General features: G+C 72.6%; 18 protein-coding genes. 5 read left to right on the forward strand and 13 right to left on the reverse strand.

The genetic code is table 11. The features are described from left to right. Window positions 1-12: 12 nt before the first annotated feature. Entirely contained in the window at window positions 13-2,115 is a 2,103-nt protein-coding gene (locus LV78_RS14975; protein ID WP_253845881.1) for a tetratricopeptide repeat protein, read from the reverse strand. Window positions 2,116-2,622: 507 nt separating this feature from the next. Between LV78_RS14975 and LV78_RS14980 the strand changes: the two genes are divergently transcribed. Continuing rightward, complete coding sequence (locus LV78_RS14980; RefSeq protein WP_253845882.1) at window positions 2,623-3,519, forward strand: TIR domain-containing protein; 897 nt, start codon at window positions 2,623-2,625, stop codon at window positions 3,517-3,519. A 48-nt stretch (window positions 3,520-3,567) separates the two neighbouring features. Here the strand turns inward: LV78_RS14980 and LV78_RS14985 are convergent, their stop codons facing one another. The 9 genes from LV78_RS14985 to LV78_RS15025 all read right to left on the reverse strand — a co-directional run bounded on the left by LV78_RS14985 (window position 3,568) and on the right by LV78_RS15025 (window position 15,425). Next, window positions 3,568-4,947 carry an FAD-dependent oxidoreductase gene (locus LV78_RS14985; protein WP_301306526.1) on the reverse strand — a complete coding sequence of 460 codons (1,380 nt, stop codon included), beginning with the start codon at window positions 4,945-4,947 and terminating at the stop codon, window positions 3,568-3,570. 424 nt (window positions 4,948-5,371) lie between these two features. Continuing rightward, entirely contained in the window at window positions 5,372-5,857 is a 486-nt protein-coding gene (locus LV78_RS14990; protein ID WP_253845883.1) for an SgcJ/EcaC family oxidoreductase, read from the reverse strand. A 100-nt stretch (window positions 5,858-5,957) separates the two neighbouring features. Then, complete coding sequence (locus tag LV78_RS14995; RefSeq protein ID WP_253845961.1) at window positions 5,958-7,304, reverse strand: sensor histidine kinase; 1,347 nt, start codon at window positions 7,302-7,304, stop codon at window positions 5,958-5,960. Beyond that, the gene (locus LV78_RS15000) at window positions 7,304-7,981 is read right to left on the reverse strand and encodes a response regulator transcription factor (RefSeq protein WP_253845884.1); all 678 of its coding nucleotides are present in this window, start codon (window positions 7,979-7,981) and stop codon (window positions 7,304-7,306) included. The genes LV78_RS14995 and LV78_RS15000 overlap by 1 nt, the downstream gene beginning before the upstream one ends. A gap of 250 nt (window positions 7,982-8,231) precedes the next feature. Continuing rightward, window positions 8,232-10,172, reverse strand: coding sequence for a hypothetical protein (locus LV78_RS15005; RefSeq protein ID WP_253845885.1), 1,941 nt, complete (start codon window positions 10,170-10,172; stop codon window positions 8,232-8,234). Window positions 10,173-10,222: 50 nt separating this feature from the next. After that, window positions 10,223-11,062, reverse strand: a complete 840-nt coding sequence (locus LV78_RS15010; protein ID WP_253845886.1) for a WXG100 family type VII secretion target — start codon at window positions 11,060-11,062, stop codon at window positions 10,223-10,225. Between the two features lie 481 nt (window positions 11,063-11,543). Next, window positions 11,544-13,811, reverse strand: a complete 2,268-nt coding sequence (locus LV78_RS15015; protein WP_253845887.1) for a serine/threonine-protein kinase — start codon at window positions 13,809-13,811, stop codon at window positions 11,544-11,546. Then, the gene (locus LV78_RS15020; protein WP_253845888.1) at window positions 13,774-14,577 is read right to left on the reverse strand and encodes a protein phosphatase 2C domain-containing protein; all 804 of its coding nucleotides are present in this window, start codon (window positions 14,575-14,577) and stop codon (window positions 13,774-13,776) included. The genes LV78_RS15015 and LV78_RS15020 overlap by 38 nt, the downstream gene beginning before the upstream one ends. A gap of 8 nt (window positions 14,578-14,585) precedes the next feature. Further along, complete coding sequence (locus tag LV78_RS15025) at window positions 14,586-15,425, reverse strand: vWA domain-containing protein (RefSeq protein WP_253845889.1); 840 nt, start codon at window positions 15,423-15,425, stop codon at window positions 14,586-14,588. A 207-nt stretch (window positions 15,426-15,632) separates the two neighbouring features. On the opposite strand from LV78_RS15025, the gene LV78_RS15030 reads away from it, so the two are divergent. Continuing rightward, entirely contained in the window at window positions 15,633-16,598 is a 966-nt protein-coding gene (locus tag LV78_RS15030) for a pirin family protein (RefSeq protein WP_253845890.1), read from the forward strand. Window positions 16,599-16,703: 105 nt separating this feature from the next. Here the strand turns inward: LV78_RS15030 and LV78_RS15035 are convergent, their stop codons facing one another. Then, window positions 16,704-18,125: a serine hydrolase gene (locus tag LV78_RS15035; protein ID WP_253845891.1), complete on the reverse strand. Its 1,422-nt coding sequence runs from the start codon at window positions 18,123-18,125 to the stop codon at window positions 16,704-16,706. A 411-nt stretch (window positions 18,126-18,536) separates the two neighbouring features. On the opposite strand from LV78_RS15035, the gene LV78_RS15040 reads away from it, so the two are divergent. From LV78_RS15040 to LV78_RS15050, 3 genes are all read left to right on the forward strand, one after another. Next, window positions 18,537-19,469: a hypothetical protein gene (locus tag LV78_RS15040; protein ID WP_253845892.1), complete on the forward strand. Its 933-nt coding sequence runs from the start codon at window positions 18,537-18,539 to the stop codon at window positions 19,467-19,469. Next, complete coding sequence (locus LV78_RS15045; protein WP_253845893.1) at window positions 19,466-19,771, forward strand: winged helix-turn-helix domain-containing protein; 306 nt, start codon at window positions 19,466-19,468, stop codon at window positions 19,769-19,771. Before LV78_RS15040 ends, LV78_RS15045 begins: the two co-directional genes overlap by 4 nt. A 94-nt stretch (window positions 19,772-19,865) precedes the next feature. Then, on the forward strand, window positions 19,866-20,702 hold the full coding sequence (locus LV78_RS15050) for an alpha/beta fold hydrolase (RefSeq protein ID WP_253845894.1): 837 nt from the start codon (window positions 19,866-19,868) through the stop codon (window positions 20,700-20,702). Between the two features lie 101 nt (window positions 20,703-20,803). Here the strand turns inward: LV78_RS15050 and LV78_RS15055 are convergent, their stop codons facing one another. Then, on the reverse strand, window positions 20,804-21,763 hold the full coding sequence (locus LV78_RS15055) for a ricin-type beta-trefoil lectin domain protein (RefSeq protein ID WP_253845895.1): 960 nt from the start codon (window positions 21,761-21,763) through the stop codon (window positions 20,804-20,806). Between the two features lie 231 nt (window positions 21,764-21,994). Continuing rightward, window positions 21,995-22,993, reverse strand: coding sequence for a ricin-type beta-trefoil lectin domain protein (locus LV78_RS15060; RefSeq protein WP_253845896.1), 999 nt, complete (start codon window positions 22,991-22,993; stop codon window positions 21,995-21,997). Between the last annotated feature and the right edge of the window lie 241 nt (window positions 22,994-23,234).

A 23,234-nucleotide genomic window follows, 5' to 3' on the forward strand; every position in this document is an offset into this window, starting at 1 on the left:
AAGTAGCGATCATCACCTTCCGGGGCCCTCAGGCGCAGGTAAAGCACATAATTCTTCAGCCAGAATATCAGCGTGACCCGACCCTAACTCCCGGTAAAAGATCAGCGCTTTTTCCCAATACTCTCTAGCTTCACAGTGATCCCCTTTCTCAACCCTCATCTCTCCTAAGACTTGAAGTGCCCTCGCGTGCTCAAATCGACTTCCGCAGCGGACAGCGGCGGCTACCGCCTGCCACAAGGCAACCTCTGCATGCACCAAATTTCCCGCTATGCGGAGCGCCGCAGCGAGCATTGTGCTCGCCTGAGCGATGTCTAGATCATAAGAAAACCACATCGCCACGTCGACCGCCTCTTGAGCGCAAGACACCGCACTGCGGGAATCCCCGAGTTGCAGGTGAGACCCCGCCATGCCCCGCAAGGTGATCCCCACATTGCTCAACGCTCCCGTTCGCCTATAGTGGTCAAGCGCCCTTTCCTGGAGTTCCAGCGCAGCAGCGGGCTCCCCTCGACGGCGAAGCACTGCAGCCGAGTTCGCCAAGGCGTTGCTGCGCCCATGCCCGTCCCCAAGGCGATCGAACAACTCCACGGCTTTGGCGTAGTGCTCCATGGCCTCGCCCAACCTGCCCGCTCCGGTCAGCGCCATACCCAGGTTGTTGCGCGTTGTGGCCTCAGCCCATGCATCCTGTGACCGCACTGCAGCGGACAGGGCGTTGAAGTGGCTTTCCAACCAGCCATCCAACTGCTTGTTCAGGTAGAAGTAGGTGCGGAGCACGTAGGCCAACTGCCAGCGCTGAGCGTCCAGCTCCGGCTCATCGACTCGACTGAGGTCGACCATTGCAGCCTCCGCGCCCCGAAGCCACGCCTGCGCCTCCTGAGCGCCGGAAAACGACTTCAACACTCCCGGCTGCCCCACGAGCGGTATCCGGGTTCGGTGCGGCGTCAACAGCAGATCAGCATGCGCAGCATTATGGAGATAATGCTCAAAAATCCTACGCAATGCAGCAGATCGCTCCCCCTCTCTCGCAACCGTCAACTCCACCGCGTAAGAGCGGAGCAGGTCGTGCGCGCTGAACAAACCCGGCGCAACCTCACTCAGGAGGTGGACCTTGACAAGTTCATCGACCGCAGTCGCTACAACAGCGCACTCATAACCCGAAGCCGCTGCCAACGCATCGAGGTCAAAAGCCCCTCGGGGCTGCACGCCAACCGCGCGGAACACTGCAGCAGTCACCTCTCCCAGGTCCCGATAAGACCAGGAGAAGACTGATCTGATATCCGCTTCAGCAGTCATCGAGGACAGTCGGTTCGATTGACCGCGAAGCTCATCGGCCAGAACAGTCGCGGTGATCCCCGGACTGGAGGCGAGTCGCTGAGCGACGATGCGCAAGGCAAGGGGCAACCCCGCGCATACTCCGGTCAGCATGGCCGCTGTCGCCACTTCGAGGACCGCACGCCCTGCGAGTGCGACGAGCAACCGAGTCCCCGCTCGCACATCCAGCGGATCGACCCGCAGCAACGGCGCGTCCCGGTAGACGCCCAACCCGCTGAGCACATGCCGACTGGTCACCAAGACCACCGAGGAAGAAGCACCGGGCAGGAGTGGCAGGACTTGGTGGGTGGACTTGGCGTTGTCGAGCAGGAGGATCATGCGACGCCCGCTCATCACCGTCCTGAGCTTCGCCGAACGCTCACCGATACCGATGAGCTCTTCCGGACGCGAAACCCCAAGCGACCTGAGCAGTCTGGAAGCGGCTTCCAGACTGCTCACCGGCGGTTCCGGGGCGAACCCGTGCAGATCGACGAACAGCTGTCCATCCGGAAAGTCATCGACGTGCTGGTGAGCCCACCTCAGCGCCAGCGCGGTTTTGCCCACTCCCGCTGTGCCGCTGATGACCACCAAGGAGGGCTGCCCGTCGGTGCGAGGTTCGAGCGCCCTCTCGAGCGCAGCCAACTCGGCTTCGCGTTCCACGAAGTGCCTCGCTCCGGCAGGCAACTCGCGGGGAACCTGCGGCACAGGCGCACTCCCCACGACCACATCACCATGAACCACTCCCGCTTGAACGATGTTGTTGCCGCGTCCCGAGACCTGGTTGTGGGTCGTCTGGCGCTCTTCCACGGTTCGCTCCCGACGGCAGTCGCAAGAGTTCCCGAACACCTGGAACGCGGACAACAGGCGCCCGGCCTCGTCACCACTGTGGGGGATGTGCGCCCGGTATCGCACGCCGATGGGCGAGCAAGCCTCACACCATCGGACCGGATACCCATCCGGGGTAAAGATCCGGCCGCCCGCCAGCCGCAGGCCACCCTGTCCACGGCTTCTTCGCTCCTCTCGGTGGACGAGCGCGAGACCGCCCCCCGTAGCAGGCCTGCTTGGATCTTCGCCTCCTGAAGAGCCGCAGCGCGCAAAAGGAGCAGTGCCGGGGGCCAACCAGACGCTGCCTGGCTCTTCCCTCGTGCCTGCCCCGCCTCCGCTCACGACGCACATGCCCAGCACCTGCTCTGCGTGGACTCATGCGCACTTGCTGCTTCGATGCCCACGCGTTCTGCGGTGGAGCACCTGGCGAAGGCGGGTGGTGTAGGTTCGGCGCGTCTTCCGCAGGACCGTTGACAGGGGTTCGGCAAGGTGACCACCGAAGAAGCGCCCGGCGTCGAGCCGCAGCTCTCCACCGACAGCAGGCGGAACGTCTTTGTCGTGCACGGCCGGAACTCGAAGGCACGGCGAGAGGTGTTCGACTTCTTGCGCGCGCTCGACCTCAAGCCTCTGGCGTGGGGCTCAGCTCTGGAGATGACCGGTGAGGGCGCACCGTTCATCGGCACCGTGCTGAAGGAGGGCATGAGCCGCTGCCAGGCCATCCTGGTGCTGATGACCCCTGACGAACTGGTGCAGCTGAAGCCCGAGTTCCTGAAGAGCACGGACGGTGAGGCCGAGCGCATGCCTGCCGGACAAGCACGGCCCAACGTGCTGTTCGAGGCAGGCGCCGCCTTGGCGCTCTACCCCGAGCGAACCCTGATCGTGGAGTTCGGCGAGGTCAGGAGCCTCTCGGACATCGACGGCCGGTACATCTACCGTCTGCGGGACACCAAGGGTGCGCGAAGCGCTCTGGTGGAAGGGCTGCGCCGGGTCCGCTGCCTCGTGGACACCAGCAGCTCGGACTGGCTCTACTCCTCACTGACGACACCCGAAACCGAGCCCTCGAAAGAACCGGCCGTCCCCGTGCCCCCGGTCCCCGTCCCAGCACAACCTCCGACGCCCTCCACGGGGCCTCTCATCCTGGGCGTCCCCAACGTCAGTCGGCGGTCGCGGTACCACGTCGTGCACGGGGAGGTCACCAACCAGGAGCAGCGATCCATCACCGCCGAACTGAAAGTGATCTTCTACGGCGACACCGGAATCCTCGGATCAGCGGGCGGCTTCGTAGAGGTCGAACCGGGGGTGACCAAGGTCTACGAGTTCATGACTCCAGACCAGGTGGAGGCTTACACCAAGGTCGTTCCCCAGGTCTCCTCGATCCTGAACTGACGTCCGACCTGAGAGGCAGTGCTCCACGGCCGGGCCCAGCCCTCAGGCCTACGGCAGCACCCGCACCGCCGAGTGCGGCAGCTCCCACGGCCGCAGCGGCGGGTTCGCCTGCGGCGGGTGCAGCGGGCCGCGCGCCACCGCCAGGAGCACGCTCGGGCGCAGCAGCGCGCGCGGCGGCTCGACCAGGGAGCGCACGTCCAACCACGCCCGCGCCACCGTCGGGCTCCCGGTGGCCGCGAACCCGACCCGCTCCAGCAGCCGCGCCGCCACCCGCCCCCGAGGCCCCGGCCGGGGCCCGGTGGTGGCCGGGAACCTCAGGTCCAGCCCGGTCACCACGTCCCACGCCCGCGCCGACACCCGCCCCACCGCCCGCTGCACGCGCGCCGCGCCGTGCCCGATGCCCCGATCCCCCAACGCCTCCGAGAACGCCACCGCCCCCAGCGCCGCCAGCGACATCCCCTGCCCGTGCACCGGGTTGAGCGTGCACGCCGCGTCCCCCAGCACCACGAACCCCTCCGGCCACCCGTCCGCGCCCCGCAGCCGCAGCCTCCGGTTCGCGGGCGACCGCATCCCCCTCGGCGGGCCGAGCGGTCGGGCGTCGGCGATCAGGTCGCCGATCACCGGGTGCCGCAGCCGCCCCGCGCACCGCGCGAACGCCTCCTCGCCGGTGGACGGCCGCTGCTCGCGGGTGCCGACCAGGGTGACGCTCCACCGGTCGCCCTCGATCGGGCACAGCAGCCCGCTGCGCAGCTGGCCGGGGTGCTCGGGGTCGGGCAGCACGCTCACGGCGGGCGCGTCCGAGCGCCCCGCGTACAGCCGGGTGCTGTAGAACTCGCCGGGGTCGACGTGCTCCTCGGCGGGCGGCCTCGCGCCCAGCGCGGACAGCCACACCGGCGCGGCCGAGCGGTGGCCGGTGGCGTCGACGACGTAGTCGGCGGTGACGCGCCCGGTGCGACCGTCGCGGCGGTCGCGCACCAGGACGCCGGTCACCCGCTCGGGCCCGCCGAGCAGGCCGGTGGCGTCGGTGCTCTCCAGCAGGTGGACGCGCTCGTCGGCGAGGACCCGCTCGCGCACCACGTGCTCGACCAGCGCCCGGCTCGCGCTGAGCACGGACTGCACCTCCGGGAACCGCGCCACCCACCCGGCGGGCAGCAGCACGAGCATCCGGTCGGGCACGCCCACGCGCTGCGCGCCCAGGTCGAGCAGCTCGTCGGTAGTCCCAGGCAGCAGGTGGTCGAGCGCGTGCGCGCCGCCGGACAGCAGCACGTGCGTGTGCCGGGCCTGCGGCGTGCCGGACCGCTCGCGCGGCCCCTGCGGCAGCCGGTCGCGCTCGACCAGCAGCACCTCGCCGACGTGGTCGGCCAGCACGCGGGCGGCCAGCAGGCCCGCGATGCCCGCTCCCAGCACCACTGCACGGGTGGTGGCCATGGGCCTCGCCTCCTCCGGCCCCGCGCTGCGGCTCGGGACCACGACCCGCCGCACCGCGTTCCGGCGCTGCCGCTCACCCGGTCCGGCTCTTCCCTCTGACGCGGTGGACCCTATGGCGAGCCGGGAGCAGCGCGCAGGGCCGGGAAGTGGCGCGGAAACCCTGGTCAGGTGGGGCGCCGGGGGTGCGGACAGTCGCGGTCGGCACGGCCCCCCGGCGCGTTCCGGTGAACGTCGCCGCGCGCCGACTGCGGTCCGTCGCGCAAACCCCCGGCACGTCTTCCCGCTCGGGGGGACGCGCGCGGTCCACACCATCCGATGCGGGGTAGTTCCCCCGGTCGGGAGGCGGCGCCGAAATACCGGTGCGCATTTCACCCGGCCGGTGAGGTTCTCCGCACGGGCGCGGGGTACCCGCGCCCGGCCGGGGTCACGGCTTGCGGGACGAGTGGTGCTCCACGATCGTCCACCGACCGTCGCGGCGCTCGAAGACGAAGGTCATGCGGGCCTGCACGGTGTCCGGCTCGCCCTCGCTGGTCACGGCGAAGTCGTAGAGGCCGGACAGGACCACCGCGTCGGGGCCGAGCGCCCTGGTCTTGGGCTCGACGAGGGTTCCGCTGGGCCTGAGCTCCAGGAAGTGCTCGAAGTACTCGGTGATCTCGGCGCGGGTGTCGTGGACCTCGCCCGCGACGGTGGGCAGCAGCACCGCGTCCGCCGCGTACTGGTCGACCACGCCGTCCAGGTCGCCCGCGACGAGGCTGGCGTTCCAGCGGTCGAACAGGGCCTTCGGGTCACCGGGCTGTCCGGGCGCGGCGGGAGCGGTGGAGGGGTCCGGGGTCGCGGCCTGGCCGGTGCCGCAGGCGGTGGCGAGCAGCAGGACGGCGGCGGTGGCGGTCAGTGCGGGTGCGGTCTTCACGGTGGTTCCTCCCTCGGCGCCGGGCGGGGTTGATCACCCGACGTCACCCAGCCTGGGGAGGGGGCGTGCAGCGGATCGGCAGGAGAGCGGCAGAGGACGGTCAACTTTCCGCGCGGGTTCCGGCGCGCGGAAACGTGACCCTGGCCTCAAGGCCGCCGCCGGGGACGTCGTGCAGCGCCACCGCGCCCTGGTCGTCCTCCACGAGCTGGCGCACGATCGCCAGGCCGAGGCCGGTGCCGCCGGGCCTGCCGCGCCAGAACCGGTCGAACGCGCGCTCCCGGTGCTCGCGGCTCAGGCCCGGTCCCCGGTCGGCCACGGACACCAGCACGCGGTCCCGGTCGGCGGACGCCCGCAGGGTCAGGGCGCTGCCCTCCGGGGCCGCGTCCAGCGCGTTCGCGATCAGGTTGTCCAGCACCTGCTCCAGGTGGCCGGGGATGAGCGCGGCCACCACCCCCGGCTCCACGACCTCGCGCAGCCGCACGCCCTTGTCGTCGGCGGCGGCCCGCCACGCCTCGGCCCTGGTGCGCACCACCGCGTCCACCCGCACCGGCTCGCGGATGCCGTCCTCGGCCTGCGCGCGGGCCAGCGCCAGCAGGTCGTTGACCAGCCGCGACATCCGCACCACCTCGGCGATGGCCCCGTCGAGCGCCTCGCGGGCCCTCGGGTCGTCGGACAGGTCGTGCACGTTGTCCAGGCCCAGGCGCAGCGCGGTCAGCGGGGAGCGGAGCTGGTGCGAGACGTCGGCGACGAAGTCGCGCTTCGCGGACAGCAGCTGGTCGATGCGGTGCGCGCCGATGTTGATCGCGCGCGCCACCCGGCGGGTCTCGTCGGGGCCGATCTCCTCGGCGCGCACGCTCAGGTCGCCCTGCCCGAACCGGGTGGCGGCGGCCTGCAGGGAGCGCAGCGGCCTGGTCAGCGAGCGGGCCATGAGCAGGGCGAGCACGGCGGTGAGGGCGAGCGTGGCGATCCCGGCGACGATGCGGAAGGTCCAGATCGTGCGGATCTGCTGCTCCAGCGCGACCGTCGGGTAGGTGACCCGGACCGCGCCGACCACGGCCCCGGACGCGTCGCGCGCGGGCGCGGTGACGACCAGGGCGGGCGTGCCGAGCCTGCTGTCCTCCAACCACTCGACGCCCTCCTCGCCGCGCAGCGCCGCGCCCAGCGACTCGGTGGCCCCCACGTCCCGGCCGAGCGCGGGCGCCCCCCGCGCGTCGACCAGCTCGACGCGGCCGTGGGACTGGGCCTCGAACTCGTCGCGCAGCGACCGCAGGGTCGCCTCGGAACCGCCGTCGCCCTGCAGGAACGCGATGGTGCGGGCGTCGCGCAGCGCGCCTTCGAGCAGGTTGGTGCGCAGCAGGTCGCCGAGGCTGATGCCGACCGGGACGGTGAACACCGCCAGCGCGATCACCACCAGCAGCAGCGAGGAGGTGACCAGGCGGCGCTGCATCACGGCAGGACCTCCAGGCGGAACCCGACGCCGCGCACCGTCTCGATCCGCAGCGCGCCGTCGAACTTGCGGCGCAGCACGCCCACGTGCACGTCCAGGGTGCGGGTGGGGCCGTGCCAGTGCGCGTCCCACACGGCTTCGAGGATCTGCTCGCGGGTGAACGCCGCGCCGGGGTCCTCGGCCAGGAACGAGAGCAGGTCGAACTCCTTGGGCGCGAGCACCTGCTCGTCCTCGCCCACGTGCACGCGCCGCGCCCGCCGGTCGAGCCGGACCCGGCCGAGCACGAGCACCCCGTCGTCCTCGGGGGCGGTGTCCTGCGGCGCGCTCTGCCGGTAGCGGCGCAGCACGGCGCGGATGCGGGCGACGATCTCGCGGGTCCCGAACGGCTTGGACACGTAGTCGTCCGCGCCGACCTCGAGCCCGACCACGGTGTCGACCTCGTCGGAGCGGGCGGTGATCACGATGACCGGCAGGTCGGTGCGGGCGCGCAGGGCCCGGCACACGTCGAGGCCGTCCACGTCGGGCAGCCCGAGGTCGAGCAGCACGACCTCGTAGCCGGTGGCGGCCAGCGCCGCCGCTCCCGTCGTGACCCACTCCACCGCGAACCCGAACCGCTCGAGGCCGGTGGCCAGGGACCGGGCTATCGCGGGATCGTCCTCGACCACCAACACCTTCACCGGGCCAGTCTCGGCGGGGGCCGCTCCGTTGTCGAGCACGGGCGCAGTGGAGCAGGACACACCGCAGCGGGACGGCAGGACCTGGGAAGGGGAACGGCAGGAGCGCAGGTCAGCGGGGTGCGGCGGGGTGGCGGCGGGGTGATGGCGGGGTGATGGCGGGGTGGCGGCGGGGTGATGGCAGCGCGCGTGGCGCCGGGAGGTCGCTGCCTCCCGGCGCCACGCGCTTCAGGAACCCGTTGACGACGGGTGGCTACGGGTAGAGCTGCGTCTGCTTCCCGGTCATCACGTCGATGGTGAAGACCCGGTCGACGTTCGGGTTGTTCTGCAGGATCGGGAACTCGGTCATGGAGAACACGTTGTCCACCCGCCTGCTCGGGCCGACCAGGGCGTACACGTCGCCCTTGGCGCCCTGCGCGAGGCTGGCGGACACGCTGTCCCACACGGCCTTGCCCGCGTCGTTGGTCCTGCCCCAGTCCGGCATGATGATGTGGTCGTGGTCGAGCTTGCCCTCCAGGGTGACGCGCCCGTCCTGGGCGGCGATGAACTCGGCCGGGTCCATCACCGAGTGCCGCTGGCCGGTCGAGTCGATGAAGTTGCCCGACCAGAAGAACGCGCCGTCCGGCTTGCTGTCCAGGATGCGGCGCAGGTCCGCGACCCAGCGGGCGCCCTCCTCCTTGGACAGGTTCCGCAGGTCGAAGTGCTCGACGCCGTCGATCGTGGTGACCGGGAACGCGTTCGTGGTGCGGTGGTCGGCCCTCGGGTCGGTCAGGTTGTCCAGGGTGGACCAGGGCACGGTGTCCTTGGGCTGGTCGGGCGGCAGCGGCAGCTTCGCCGGGTCCACCTGGTCGGCCGGGGGCAGCAGGTTCAGCGGCGGGCGCGGCGGCGTCGCGGGCTTGGGCGCGGGCGGCGCGGACGGGTCGTGCTGACCGCTGAGCGAGTCCTTCGCCGAACCGGGCGAGGTGACCCGGCCGTGGCCCTGCGCGGCGGGCGGCGCGGTGGTGGCGCCGGGCGGGGCGAAGGGGTCCTTGCCCGGCAGGGACACCACGGGCGGGGCCGCGCCGGGCGGCGGGCTGATCAGCTTGCCGGGCGCGGTCCGCGGGTTCTGAGGTCGCGGCGCGGGCGCGCCGGGCGGCGGGACCTGGGCCTTGGGCGGGAAGCTGTTCTGGTTGCCGCGCAACGAGTCCGCCGCGCTTCCCGGCTTGGACAGCTCGACCTTGGGCGCGCCAGCCGGGTGCGTCTTGGGCTTGGGCGGGATCTGCATGAGCGGTGGCAGCTCGGACTTCGGGTCGGGCGCGGGCCTGCCGGGCGCGGGCGCGTTCAGGTCGCCCCGGACGCTGGGGATCGGCGGGAGCTGCTGGCCGGTGGCGGCGGGGGTGGTCGAACCGGGGTTCGGGCCGCCCTGCGCGCCGGGCACGGCCAGGACCGGCTGCGCCTGCGCGCCGGGGGTGCTGGACGCGGCGGAGGTGACGCCGCCGTCGCCGGGGACCGGCTGCGCCGGGGTGACCTGCGGCCCCTGCGGTCGCGGGGTGTGGCCGCCGGGCGCTCCGGGGTCGCCGGGCACCGGGGTCACGCCGGTCGTGGCAGGCCCCTGCGGTCGCGGGACGTGCGTGCCGGTCGCGCCGGGGTCGCCGGGGACGTTCTCGACCTGGCTGGCCCTGGGCCCCTGCGGTCCACCGGGCTTGCCACCGCCGCCGGGCGCGCCCGCAGGGGGCTTGGCGGTGGTCCCGGTGACGATGCCGTCGAACTGCGAGCCGCTGTAGCGGTCGAGCGAGAAGTGCGTGTCGGCGGTGGCCTTCACGCCGTCGCCGACCTGGCCGAACGTGTCACCGGCCTGCTTGGCGCGCTCCACCGACTTGCCGTTGGAGGAGTTGAGCGCGAGCACGGCGGGCATCCCGAGGACGCCGAGCGCGGTGGCCCCGAGCCGCTGGCCGGAGAGCTTGCCCGCCATGTCGCCGTACGCGGTGCGCAGGTCGTCCGCCTGGCGCCGCAAGGTCTCCATCGAGTTCGTGCTCATGGAGAAGCCCTTGCTCCCGGTCGGCCCGGACGGGGCCGCCGACGGCGGGGGCGGCGGCGCGGTGCGCGGCGGCGAGCCGTCGGGGTTGGGGGCGGGGTTGGTGCTGGAGCTGGGGTTGCTGGAACCGGGGTCCGGTCTGCTCGAACCGGAACCGCCGGAACCCGAGAACTTGGCCACGGGGGATCTCCGAGGGTGCGTGGGGAGGTGGGGAGGCGGGTCGGCCGCGCTCAGACGGCCTTGTCGATCGCGCGGTCGACGCCTTCCTGCGCCTTCCAGGACTCGTAGCCGATCTCGGAGACGTCGGCGACGTTCTCGAACCGCTTCCAGCCCTTGCCGATGCCCTCGGTGATGTCGTCGAGGTTCTTGATGCGCCCCATCTGGCGGCCGAGGCCGCCGACGAGCCTGGCCAGGCGCGAGGCGATGTTCACGCCCAGCGCGACGGCCTTGCCGACCGCGTAGGCGATGAAGCCCGCGATGGACGCGCCGAACGTGAAGACGGCGGCAGCGGCGGCGGCGATCGCGCCCGCCAGCAGCGAGCCGAGGAACTGGGCGATCATGTCGCGGACGATGTCGCGCAGCACCTGCACGAGCATCCCGCAGACGGCGACGATCTTCGCCTTCTGCTCGACCGCGTTGGCCAGCGAGTCGAGCTCCTCGCCGAGCGCGGCCATGCTGGCCTTGAAGGCCTCCTGGGACTGGCCGCTCCACTCCTGCGGCTGCGCCAGGGTGTTGCGGTGCGTCTCGGCCAGCACCCGCATCTCCACCGCGTTGGCCTTGGTGGCCGCCACGTTGGCGTTGACGTCGTCCGGGTCGCCCATGAGCTGGTCGAGCGGTTCCCGCAGGAACGTGACGTGCTCGATGAGCCAGCCGATGCCGGCGCCCAGGATCGTCCCGAACGGGTCAACGGCGAGCATCGCCATCGAGGACGCGGCGCCGATGGCGGCGAAGGTCACGTCGAGCACCTTCTCCGCCTCGGTCTCCGCGTCCTTGCCGATGGAATCGATCATCTCGTCCCAGGAGGAGATGAACAGGGCGCCCTTGAACTCGTTCTCCTCGGTGATCTCCATCCCGGGAGGTGATTCCACGGCCATGCAGGGACCTTCTTCACTGTGCTCGTCGACGAATGCCGGGCTCGACGGATGTCGGCAGGGTGCCCGGCGATTTGTCGAACATTATCAGCGGATGAACTTCAGTCAACGGGCAAGTTAACCGAAACGCGGGGCGCCGGACCGGACTTCCGTCCTGATGCGACGTTGATCACCCGGCTGACGAGGGGTTCCGGGCGCGGTCGGCGCTCGGCGTCCGTCCATCCTGAACGGACGAGGCCTGGGTGTCGACCCCTGACCGCGTTTTCCACTGTGGACCGGAGCATTCCGGAGCCCCTATCACAGGACGGTTGCGGAGCCCGGCGAAGGAGGTTCACCGGCGCGCCGGGAAGGGACCCGAAGGCACTGGCGCGACCGATCACGGCCTGGTAACCGGAACCCCTCAACGCGGTTCGCGGTCGCGCGCGGAGCTTTCCGGACGATTCCCCGGACACCTCCGGGGTCAGCCCCGGCCGAAGAGCGCGAAGAAGGCGTAGCGCCGGTAGGTGACCCGCCGGAACGCCTCGGCCGCCGCGCGGCTCTCCCGCACGCCCCGCTCGGCGGTCCGCACCCGCACGGCGCTCTCCTTGACCGCCCGGTCGTGCTCGACCCGCTCCCGCGCGGCGTCGGCGCGCTCGCGGGTGAGCCGCTCCAGCAGCGCCGCGTGCTCGGCCCGGTGCCGGTCCTTGAGCAGCACCACGGCCCGCTCGCGCTCGGCGATCGCGTAGGAGTGCTCGGCGTCCAGCTTGGCGCTCTCGGCGGCGAAGCGGGCCTTCAGCGCGCCGCGCTCGGCCGGGCTCAGCCGCGTCGGCTCAGCGGCCTTGGCCTGCTTGAGCAGGGTGAGTCGCCACCGCTCGACCCGGCCCGCCTTGACCTCGCCGATGCCGGGCACGCGCACCGCGCCGCCACCGGCCAGCCGGAACAGCACGCCCGCCTCCTGGCCGGGGTTGCGCACCACCCCGGTGAAGTCGGCGGCGGTGCGGATGCCCGAGTCGGCGAGCTTGGCGGTGAGCGCCTCGCCGATGCCCTCGATGCCCGCGCCCCTGAGCGGGAACCGGGCCAGGTGGTTCAGCACGTGCGCCTTCCTGGCCTGCGCCAGGAGCTTCTCCTCCGCGTCGCGGGTCGTGCGGGCGAGGGCCTGCTTGGCGCGCTCGGCCTCGACGACGAGCCGGGCGGTGTCCGCCTGCCGCTCCGCGACCTCCCGCTTGTGCCGGTCGGCCAGCTCGCGCTGCTCGCGGTCGCGGGCGGTCTCGGCCTGCCGCAGCGCCGCCTCCAGCCGCTCGCCCGCGCGGCGCAGCCCGGCGCCCTTCACGGCCAGCGCGCGGTGCGCCGAGCGGGCGCGGCGGCGGGCCCGGCGGGCGGCCTTCGCGGCGACCCGCTCGGGGCGGCGGCGGTACGAGACGGCGGCGGCCACCGGCAGCAGCGGGATCAGCAGCACGGGCGCGGTCAGCTCGGGCCCGGTCAGGCCGAGGAACAGCTCGGCGGCCAGTGGCAGCGCGGACGCGCCGAGCAGCAGCAGCCAGGTCAGGGCCATCAGCAGCACGGGTTTGCGCCCGAACCGGACCAGCTCGCCACCGCGGCCGTCGAGGGCGGCGCCGGTGGTGAGCGGCTCGCCGTCGAGCACCTGGCCGTCGAGCACTTGTCCGTCCAGCACCCCGCCGGTCGGGAGCACGACCTCGGGAACGGCCGGGGCGTGCGGGCGCAGGCGCTCGGCCAGCCACGCCGGGGTGCCCGTCGCACCGGCCACGACCGGGACGGCGGTCGCCGCGCCGGGCGCCGCGACCCCGACCGGCGTGGTGTCGACCGGTTCCAGCGGCGGTGGCGCGGCGCGGTGGTGCAGCAGCACGTCCCGGAACCGCTCGGCGTGCGCCCGCAGCCTCGGGTCGGGGTGCGCGATCAGGGTGGCCAGCCGGTAGGAGCGGCCGGGGTCGGCGAAGTCGGGTTCGGCGAGCAGCAGGTGCTCGGCGTCCTCGTCGCGCAGCAGCCGCCACAGCGACGGGTCGACCGACAGCGCCACCAGCGACAGGTGCACCACCCAGGCGGAGAAGCGGTCGACGGTGGGACCGTGGTGGGCGCGCGTGCGGTCCGGCGACTGGTAGTTGCGGTGCCCGACCTCGTCGGCGGGCCGCCCGGCCAGCGCGGGCACGTGCATCCCGTCGTAGTCGACCAGGCGCAGCGCGCCGGAGTCGGTGACCAGGACGTTGCCGTGCTGGAGGTCGCCGTGCCCCACTCCCCCGGCCTCCAGCTCGGCGGCCAGCGCGGCGAAGCGGGCGGCGAGCGCCGATAAGGCGACCTTGTCGTCGCCGGTGTCCTCGATCCAGCGGATCAGGTTGCGGGCGCGCACCCACTCCATGCGCAGCACCGGGTACCAGGCCCCCGCGACCAGCACGCCCCGGTCCACGTGCTCGAACCCCACGGCCCAGTCCGCGCGCAGGTGGGCCAGGTGCGCGCCGACGGCCCGGTAGCGGTCGGCCTGCTCGGGGACCTCCCTGGTGAAGCACTTGACCGCGTGCTCGGCGCCGTCGGGCGTGGTCACCGAGAAGACGCTGGCGAAGTTGCCGGAGATCGCGCGCGGACGCCCCAGCGCGTCGGTGCGCACCAGGCCGTTCTCGAGCGCGGTGCCCCGGAAGCACAGCGCGGTGTTCTGCAGCGCCTCCGCGTAGGCCGCGCCGGACGGGAACGCCCGCCTGCCCTCACCCGAGGTCGACGTGGACGAGCGTGACGTCGTCATTGCGCACCTCCCCGGCCGCGCGCGCCGCGTCCAGCCAGGCCGCGAACCCGGCGGGGTCGCCCGCGCGGGTGTGCTCGGCCAGCAGGTCCCACGGCGCGCCGCCGCGCCCGGCCGCGCGCAGGAACCAGGCGGCGAGCGCGTCGGTGCACAGGAAGAACTGGTCGCCCTGCTCGGCGAGGCCCGAGGCGGTGCGGGTGTGCCTGGCCAGCAGGGCGGTGTCGGTGGTGAGCGCGTTGACCAGTCCGGGCGAGCTGTCGAACGCGGCCGGGTCGGCGAGCGGGAACGCGTGCAGCAGCTCCGCCCCCCTGGTGTGGAACAGGCAGCTGTCGCCGAGCGCGGCGGCGGCCCACGCGGTGCGGCCGTCCGGGCCGGTGGCGAAGCGGGCGGCCAGCGCGGTGGCGTGCGGGCCCCGGTCGAGGCCGGGCTGCTCGTACCAGGCGATGGGGCGTCCGGCGGCCTCGCGGCGGGCGACGTAGTCGGCGAGCCAGGGCCGCCAGGTCAGCCCGGCCCCGGCGAGGGCGCGCGCGAACGCCTCGGGCGCGTCGAGCACGGCCGGGTCGGCGGCGACCCGCGCGAGGATCTCGGCGGTGAGCAGCGCGGCCCACGGCCCGGACAGCAGGCTCTCGGAGGCGCCGTCCGCGACGGCGACCAGCACGGGCTCGGCGCGCCAGGTGTCGGGCTCGGCGGCCGGGAGCACGAGGTGCGCGTCCTCGCACTCCGCTTCGGCGCTGCCCAGCTTGGGCGCGCGCAGGGCGGTGGTGAACATGCCGGGGGTCAGCGCAGGTCCGTGGCGCGGGTGCCGATGTCGAGGAACTGCACGACGGTGGTGATGTCGGCGTTGTAGGCGAAGCCCCTGGAGAGCTCGGTGCACGCGATGCCCTGCTGGAGCGCGTAGAAGCGCATGTGCTGCGGCAGCGGGCTGGACATCTCGAACAGCGCGCGGGCGTAGGTGTCGGGCAGGGCGGCGGGGTTGTCCGGGAAGGTCACCGGGATCGCAGCCGAGCCGGACACGTGCAGGTTGAACAGCAGGGCCGCGCCGTCCGCGCTGACGTGCCGCTGGAGCGCCAGGGCGGCCTCCACCGGGTCCCCGTCGGTGGACTCGCCGTCGGTCAGGTTGAGCACGATCGGCGGGAAGCCCGCCGGGTGCCGCGCGACCCAGTCGGCGACGATCGCGTCGGCCTGCGCGAGCGCCCGGCACATCGGGGTGCCGCCGTTGGCGACCGGGTCGACCCAGACCGGGAACTTGACCTTGCTCTCGACCAGTCCGCCCGCGCCGTCCGGGAACTTCTTCACCCGGTCCTCGACGCGGGCCGGGCGGTCGGCGACCTGGCTGAGCGGGACCAGGTCGCGGCCGGACAGCGGGCCGGTGAAGGCGGAGCCGACGGAGGTGTGGCCGTAGCCGATCACCGCGATGTGGAAGTAGTCGCGCACGCCCTCCTCCTTGGCGCACTTGACGCTCAGCTCGGTCAGCAGCCGGTTGAGGGCGTCGGCGACCACGTCGGCCTTGCGCTGCCTGGCCGGGCCGCCGATCGGGTCCTCCATCGAGGCGGACTGGTCCACCAGGAAGACGAAGCAGGCCGGGGTGGCGCGGCTGATCTCGGCCGTGTAGGGCACAGCGGTGGTCACCTTCTCTGGGGCGGGTGGTGCACAACGTCATCGCGGGCGGGGCGCGGGGTGTTAGCGGGACCGCGCCGGACCGGAACGGGGCGGTTCGGCCGGTCCGGTCGGGTGGTGGGGCGTCCGCGCTGGGTGCGGGCGGTGCGGGCGGGCGCGGCGCGCCGGTCGGGCGGCGGGACGCGGCTGCGGACCTACGATGTGCCGGTGAGCAACGCCGAACGCGATCCGGCCGAACTGGTCTGCGCCGCCTCCGCCCCCGCGACCGAGGTGGAGGTGCTGGGCCCGCGCGACGTGCCGCTGGGCGGCCCCAGGGCGATGGCGGTGCGGCGCACCCTGCCGCAGCGCGGGCGGTCCCTGATCGGGGCCTGGTGCTTCGTGGACCACTACGGGCCGGACGACGTGTCCGCCACCGGCGGCATGGACGTCGCGCCGCACCCGCACACCGGGTTGCAGACGGCGAGCTGGTTGTTCACCGGGGAGATCGAGCACCGGGACAGCCACGGCGCGCACGCGCTGGTGCGGCCGGGCGAGCTGAACCTGATGACGGCGGGGCGCGGGATCTGCCACTCGGAGGTCTCCACCTCGGGAACGTCGGTGCTGCACGGGGTGCAGCTGTGGATCGCGCTGCCGGACGCGCACCGGGACGCGCCGAGGGGCTTCGAGCACCACGTGCCCGAGCCGGTGCGGATCGGCGGGGCGGTGGCGCGGGTGTTCCTGGGGTCGTTGGGCGGGGTGACCTCGCCGGTGCGCGGGTTCACGCCGCTGCTGGGCGCGGAGCTGGTGGTGCCCGCCGGGGTCGCGGTGGAGCTGGCGGTGGACCCGGCGTTCGAGCACGGGGTGCTGGTGGACCGGGGCGAGGTGGAGCTGGCCGGGACGGTGGTGCCGCGCGGGTCGCTGGGGTGCCTCGGCGCGGGGTCGGCGGTGCTGCGGCTGGTGAGCACCGGGTCCGAGGACGCGCGGGTGCTGCTGCTGGGCGGTGAGCCGTTCGGCGAGGAGATCGTGATGTGGTGGAACTTCATCGGGCGCGACCACGACGAGGTGGTGCGGTTCCGGGAGGAGTGGGAGCGCGGGGACGAGCGGTTCGGCGCGGTGGTGGGCTACGACGGCGACCGGCTGCCCGCGCCGCCGATGCCGATGGGGCGGTTGCGCCCGCGCGGGAACCGGCGCTGAGGCCGTCCTCCGCCGGGCGCTCCCCCTTGGCCCGCAACGGGTTCGTGAGCGGCCCGCCGCCCCCTGCTTCCGGTGGGGGCGGCGGGCCGGTTCACGCGGGGAGCGTCAGCGGGCGGCCATGATCGCGTCGACGGCCTTGCCGAGCTTGGCGTACTTCTGGGTGTACAGCACCGGGAACACGCCGGGCGGGTCGGCGGGCCGGTCGGCGTCGACGTAGTCGGTGCCGAGGTTGGAGAAGATCACCACGATGTAGTTGCGCTTCTCCTTGCCGGGCAACGACTTCACGATGCCCGCGTCACTGCCGGTGGTGTCGACCCAGCCGGTCTTGTGGCTGAAGCCCACCTCGGCGACGGCGTCGCAGGGGCGCACGTCGCGGTCGTACACGGCGCCGCCGACGGTGACCGTGCCGTCGGCCTCGACCCAGCGCGGCGGGGTGAGCTGCGGAATGCCCTGCACCGGGTAGGTCCGGCCGCACCAGTTGGTGGTGGACAGCATCTCGTTGTGGCCCTGCTCGGCCAGCGCCTTCAGGAACAGCGCGCGCGAGGTCTCGCTCAGCTCGGCGCGGGTGATCGCCTTGCCCGCAGGCGTGGTCCACAGGGTGCCCTGGCCGCCGTTGACCAGCAGCAGCAGCTTGGCGGTGTCGAGGCTGCTCATGTTCGAGCCGATCCAGCGACCGCCGTTGGCCGGGTTGGTGCCGGTGACCATGAGCGTGGGCAGGCCCAGCTCGGCGAACTCGGCGTTGACCTCGTCCCAGGCGCCGAGGTCGTGCAGCAGCTTGATGAGCGCGCAGGTGGGCTCGTTCTGCGACTTGGTGATCATCTGGTCGAAGTTCGAGCGGATGACCGCGCTGAACGCGCCGCCGCAGCTCGGGTTGAGGACGGCGGGCTGGTAGCTGTAGACCGAGTCCAGGTCGATCCGGCCCTCGTCGGCCAGGCGCAGCACGCCGAAGCCGACCATGAGCTTGAGGACGGAGGCCGGGTAGGGCGAGGAGAAGTCGATGGGAGCGCTCTCCCGGCCCGGCAGCACGTCCACGGTCCCCTGGCCGCCGTTGACGTCCCACTCGGTGTCGTCCCACCAGCGGTAGCGCACCTGGTCTGTGGACAGCGAGCTCTTCTTCACCGGCACCGTGACGCCGTTCGGGTACTGCGGGCTCATCAGCACGTCGCCGACGGCGGTGGGCCTGCCCTTGTCGTCCAGCTCGATGACGGCCAGGTCGACGTTGGGCTGCTGGTGGATCGGGCGCGCGGCGGCGGCCAGGCGCGCGGTGCTCGCGGGCGCGCTGTCGTACTTCTCGGGCGCGCCGGTGCGGGCGGTCCGGAAGCCCGCGCGGGCCGCGTCGGGCGGGGTGAGGTCGATGATGTCCTTGAAGTCCTGCGCGACCACGGCGGCGCGCAGCGCCTCGGGCAGGCTCGGCGTCCGCGCCTCGGCTGAGGCGGAGGCGGTGGCGGGCGCGACGAGCCCGCCGACCAGCGCGGCGGAGGCGGTCACCGCGATCGCGGCGCCCCACTTCCGGTTCTTGGTGCCCATGCGGTTCTTTCTCCCCAGTTCGGTGTCTCGGGCGGGCGGCCGGTGTCGTGCCGCCTGCCCGGAAGCAGCGGATCGCAGCCTAGGGACGGGTCGGGTGGAAAACCGGGGAGAACAAGATCACAAGCGGGGGTCCGCACCACCGGGCGCGTCGGCCGCTTGCTCGGCAAACGAGTTGCCCCGCAGGTCGTGGGGCGGGTCGCGAGCCTGCGGCTTCCCGACGCGTCCGCGCGGAGCGGTGCAACAGCGGGGGGCGCGCGGCGCTCGCGGGCGGGCGCGGTACGGACGGACGGGCGGTGGGGTTGCTCGACCAGGGGTGTGCCCTGCGGAGGATTGCGCTCGGCGGGTTTGTCCGGCACATTTGGTTTGCGATACAAACCTACCTGCCGTTCAAAGCTGACTTTGGGGGGAACCATGGCTGACGGGGACGCGGCGGTCCTGCTCGGCGAGCTGGACGCGCTGCGCAAGCGCACCCGGCGTGACCGGCGCGGGCACTGGCTGCCGCTGCTGGCGATCGGCGCGCTGACGCTGGGGGCGGTCCCGTTCTACCGACCGGAGTCCGACCCGTGCCGGACGCTGGTCCGCACGCAGGGGGTGTGCGACTCCGGCGAGGTGCCGAGCACGGCGTTCACCGTGCCGGGCCTCGGCCGGTTCGACCCGCTCGGGGCGTTCACGGCGGGCAACCTGTACGACCCGGTCAGCCCGCTCGCGCTGGGCGTGTACTGGCTGCTGGCGCTGCTCGCGGGACTGCTGCTCACCACCTGGTGGTACCGCAGGCGCGCGGAGACCTCCGGGCTGGAGACCTCCACGAAGGCGTACGCGCGGGTCACCCTGGCCGGGTTGCTGGTGGTGCTGGGCATGTCGCTGGTGCGGGCCGTCGCGGCCGAGCCGGTCAGCTACCTGCGGTTCGGGGGCAAGGCCGCCATGCTGGAGTCGGCGGTGTTCCTGGTGGTGCCGGTGGTGCTGGCGGTGCTGTCCGAGCGGGAGTTCGGGCGCACGCGCGGGTACCGGGTGGCGCTGGTCGCCGGGTTCGCGCTCACCTCGGTGCTGGGCGCGGCGGTGGTGTCCAAGACCGGTGGGCTGCTGCTGTTCTCGGCCGGGCTGCTCGTGCTGGCCTGGCGCGAGCGCAGCGCGTGGTGCGGAGCGGTCGCGCTCGGCTACTCGTGGTTCACCCTGCTGGCCAACGGGAGCTGGATGGGCACGGTGTTCTACCGGCTGGGCTGGCGGCCGAACCCTGCGGTCGGGGTGGAGGAGGTGCTGTTCGCGGCCAAGGACGTGCTGCTCCCCGGCGCCATCGCGATCGTCGGCGGGCTCGTCGCGCTCGCGCTGAGTAGGGTGCGCCGGTGAGCGAACACCCCACCGCAGGCCTGGACGACGTGGTGCACCAGCGCCACCGGCTCGGCATCCTGACCGTCACCGCCGAGGCCGACCGGGTGGAGTTCGGCTACCTGAAGGGGACCCTCGACCTCACCGCGGGCAACCTGTCGCGGCACATCACCGTGCTGGAGGAAGCCGGGCTGGTCGCGGTGGAGAAGGGGTACGAGGGCAAGCGACCGCGCACGTGGGTCGCCATCACGGCCGAGGGGCGCGGGGCGCTGGCGCGGGAGATGGCGGCGCTGCGGACGCTGCTGGAGCGGCACGGGCGGTGACGCCCCGCGCGGGGGTCACCGGGGCGGGCGTTTCCCGCCACACGGGTCGGGTACGCCGGGTGGAATAGCCACCACCAGGAGGAGTACGGGGCACATGGCCGAGATCACCGCGCACCACGGGCTGTTCAAGGACACGAACCTGCACGTGGACGACACCGGCGGGCCCGGCCGCCCCGTGGTGCTGATCCACGGCTGGCCGCTGTCCGGCGAGTCGTGGAAGCTCCAGGTCCCGGCGCTCGCGGCGGCGGGCCACCGGGTGATCACCTACGACCGGCGGGGCTTCGGGCGCAGCGACAAGCCGCGCGGGGGCTACGAGTACGACACGCTCGCCGAGGACCTGCACCACCTGCTGGCCCAGCTGGAGCTGACCGACGTGGTGCTGGTCGGGTTCTCCATGGGCGGCGGCGAGGTCGCCCGGTACGTGGCCAGGTACGGGCAGGAGCGGCTGCGGGGCGTCGTGTTCGCCTCGGCCGTGCCGCCGTACCTGGCGCGCACCGACGACAACCCCGAGGGGCCGCTGCCCGCCGAGAAGGCCGAGGAGCTGGCCGCCGGGCTCAAGGACGACGAGAGCACCTTCTACGACACGTTCGTCACCGACTTCTTCTCCGTCGACGGCGAGCTGAAGGTCACCCAGGAGCAGTGGCGCGAGGCGCGGGCGCTGTGCGACGAGGCCGACCACCGGGCGGCGCAGGCCTGCATGGCGGCGTGGGCGGGCACCGACTTCCGGGACGACCTGCCCGCGATCACCGTGCCGACGCTGGTGATCCACGGCGACAGCGACGCCACGGTGCCCTACGAGGGGTCGGGCGAGCGGGTCCACTCGGCGATCCCCGGCAGCGAGGCGCACGTGGTGGCGGGCGGGCCGCACGGGGTGAACGTGAGCCACGCGGAGGAGTGGAACCGGGTGGTGCTGGAGTTCCTGGCCCGCTGAGGTTCCCGGACCGCTGAGGTTCCCGGACCGCTGAGAGCCCGCTGACGGCTTCGGCCCGCTGACGGGGCGCCCCCACGACCGGGGGCGCCCCGTCGGCAGGTCTAGCCGAGGGTCCAGCGCTGGTTGCGCCCGCCGTTGCAGCCGTACGCGCCGACGCCGGTGGTCGGCGTGCCGCGCGGGGCCTCCTGGTCGAGGCAGTCACCGCTGCTCAGGTTGACGAACTGGACCTCCTCGCTGCCGGTCTCCTCGTCGTGCCGGACGACCCAGCGCTGGTTCTGCCCGTCGTTGCACGGGTACGCGCCGACGCCGCTGGTCGGCACGCCGCTGGGCGACTCCTGGTCCAGGCAGTCGATGGGCGGCGCGGTGTTCCACACCTCGGCGACGTCGGGGCGGTACCAGACCAGGAACCAGTGCTGGTTCAGGCCGCCGTTGCAGCCGTAGGCGCCGACGCCGTTGGTCGCCACGCCGCTGGGCGACTCCTGGTCCAGGCACCAGCCGCTGGAGGAGTTGCGCACCGGGGTCCCCGTGGGCTCGCCCGGCGTGATGCCCGCGTCGACCCAGCGGGTGCGGGGACCGACGTCGGTGAAGCTGAGCGGGGTGCTGTCGGCGGAGTAGCCGACCACGTCCGAGTCGCGCGAGCGGTCGCCGCCCGCGCCGAACGCGGTGGCGCGGTAGCCGTCCGGGATGACGACCTGCACGAGGTACTTGTCGGCGGGCAGGTCCGTGAAGCTGTAGAAGCCCTTGTCGGAGAACGTGGTCCGGAACATCCACCCCTCGGTGGCGTCGTAGGTCCAGAGGAAGACCTCCAGCCGCGCGGCCACCTCGGTGTTGGACCGCACCCCGTCGCCGTTGGCGTCCACCCAGACCAGGCCGGAGACGGTGTTCTGGCTGACCGCGGCGCTCCCGGCCGCCGCCTTGTAGGGCACGCCGGTCCGCTTGGGCGGCACCTTCTGCCGTTCGACGCCCGGTGATCGCTCCGCCGGGTCGGCTTGAGCCTGGGCGGTCATCGCCCCGAGCGGGAGGAGAGCCAGCGCGCACACGACCGCGGCCAAGCGCCTCATGGTCTTCACCACCTAGGACGGCGGTCGGACGCCGCCGCCAGCGCGATGGTAGAAGCTCGTGACGTCGGACACAGCGGCCGAGGGGCTGAAGATCGCTGAGACGGTGACGCCGAGGCACTGCGGCTTCCACCCGTTCGGGGCAGCGGCGGGAGCGGTCGGCACGCCGGGACGCGAACCGGCCGGGCCACGCGCGTCGCGTGACCCGGCCGGGGCGGTACTACGGGTGAAACGTCAGTCGTTCAGGTACCACTTCTGGTTCGCGCCACCGTTGCACAGGTACGCGCCGAGCACGGTGGTCGGCGTGCCGCGCGGGGCCTCCTGGTCGAGGCAGTAGCCGCTGCGCTGGTTGATCGCGAGGGCGGGCTCGCCGTAGAGCTCGTTGTGGTGCACGACCCACTTCTGGTTGGTGCCGCCGTTGCACGGGTAGGCGCCGACGCGCGGGGTCTGCTGGTTGTTCGGGTACTCCTGGTCGAGGCAGTGCGCGGACGCGAAGTTCTCGAACCAGTAGACGCCCATGCCCGCGTCGTAGTCCCAGACAACGTCCCACACCTGGTTGATGCCGCCGTTGCAGTGGTGGACACCGACCTTGGTGGTCGGAGTGCCCTGCGGGGACTCCTGGTCGAGGCACCAGTTGCTGGCGCCGTTCTTGACCTGGTAGCCGAAGTAGTACTGGGACGTGATGAAGCCGCCGTCGACGCCGCGCTGCGCGGGGCCGTTGTCGGCGAAGTGGATCGGCAGGCTCAGGGCGTTCGGGCCGAGCAGGTCGGAGTCGCGCTGCCGGTCACCGCCGACGCCCAGCTTCGTGGGGATGAGCCACGAGTTCCTCGGGTCGGTGTCGATGTAGACCTTGTAGGTGTTCGCCGGGAGGTCGTAGAACGCGTACGCGCCGTTCTGCGTGTACGTCGAGTGGTACCAGCGCTCACCGTCCTCCTCGAAGACGAGGCGCACCTCGGTCGACTTGTCCGGCTCGCTGTCGCCCCGGTAGCCGTCGCCGTTGGTGTCGGTCCAGATCCGACCGGCCACGACGTTGCTGCCCACGGCCTGGGCGGAAACCCGCTCCTGGCGTCGTTGGGAAGCGGGGCGCGCCTCCGCGTACGGCTTCTCGGTCAGCTCGCTGACCGCGATCCCCACGCGGTCCTGCTGCTCGACCGGCTCCTCGGCCTGCGCGATCCCCGCCCCCAGCGGGAGTGCGACGAACGCGGCGCACGCCACGGACAACCAGCGTCTCATACGACTAGCCCCCTAGTGCGGCGGACGAGCGCCACCGCCGAAGCGATGCTAGATCGAGATCATCACCCCCCGGTATAGACCTGATGGCCCAATCACCCTCCCTTGTGGAGCAACGCGGAAAATCGCTTGCGCCACAAGGGAATAGCTGCTTTGCAGGGTCCCCCCTACTTCACCCGCCGAACGTTCGACCTTCCCTCGGAAAGCCGAACCGACCGGGTCACACTCCCCCGGCCGGTCCGGT

The sequence above is a fragment of the Actinosynnema pretiosum genome (genome assembly GCF_024171695.1).
GTDB lineage: Bacteria > Actinomycetota > Actinomycetes > Mycobacteriales > Pseudonocardiaceae > Actinosynnema > Actinosynnema pretiosum.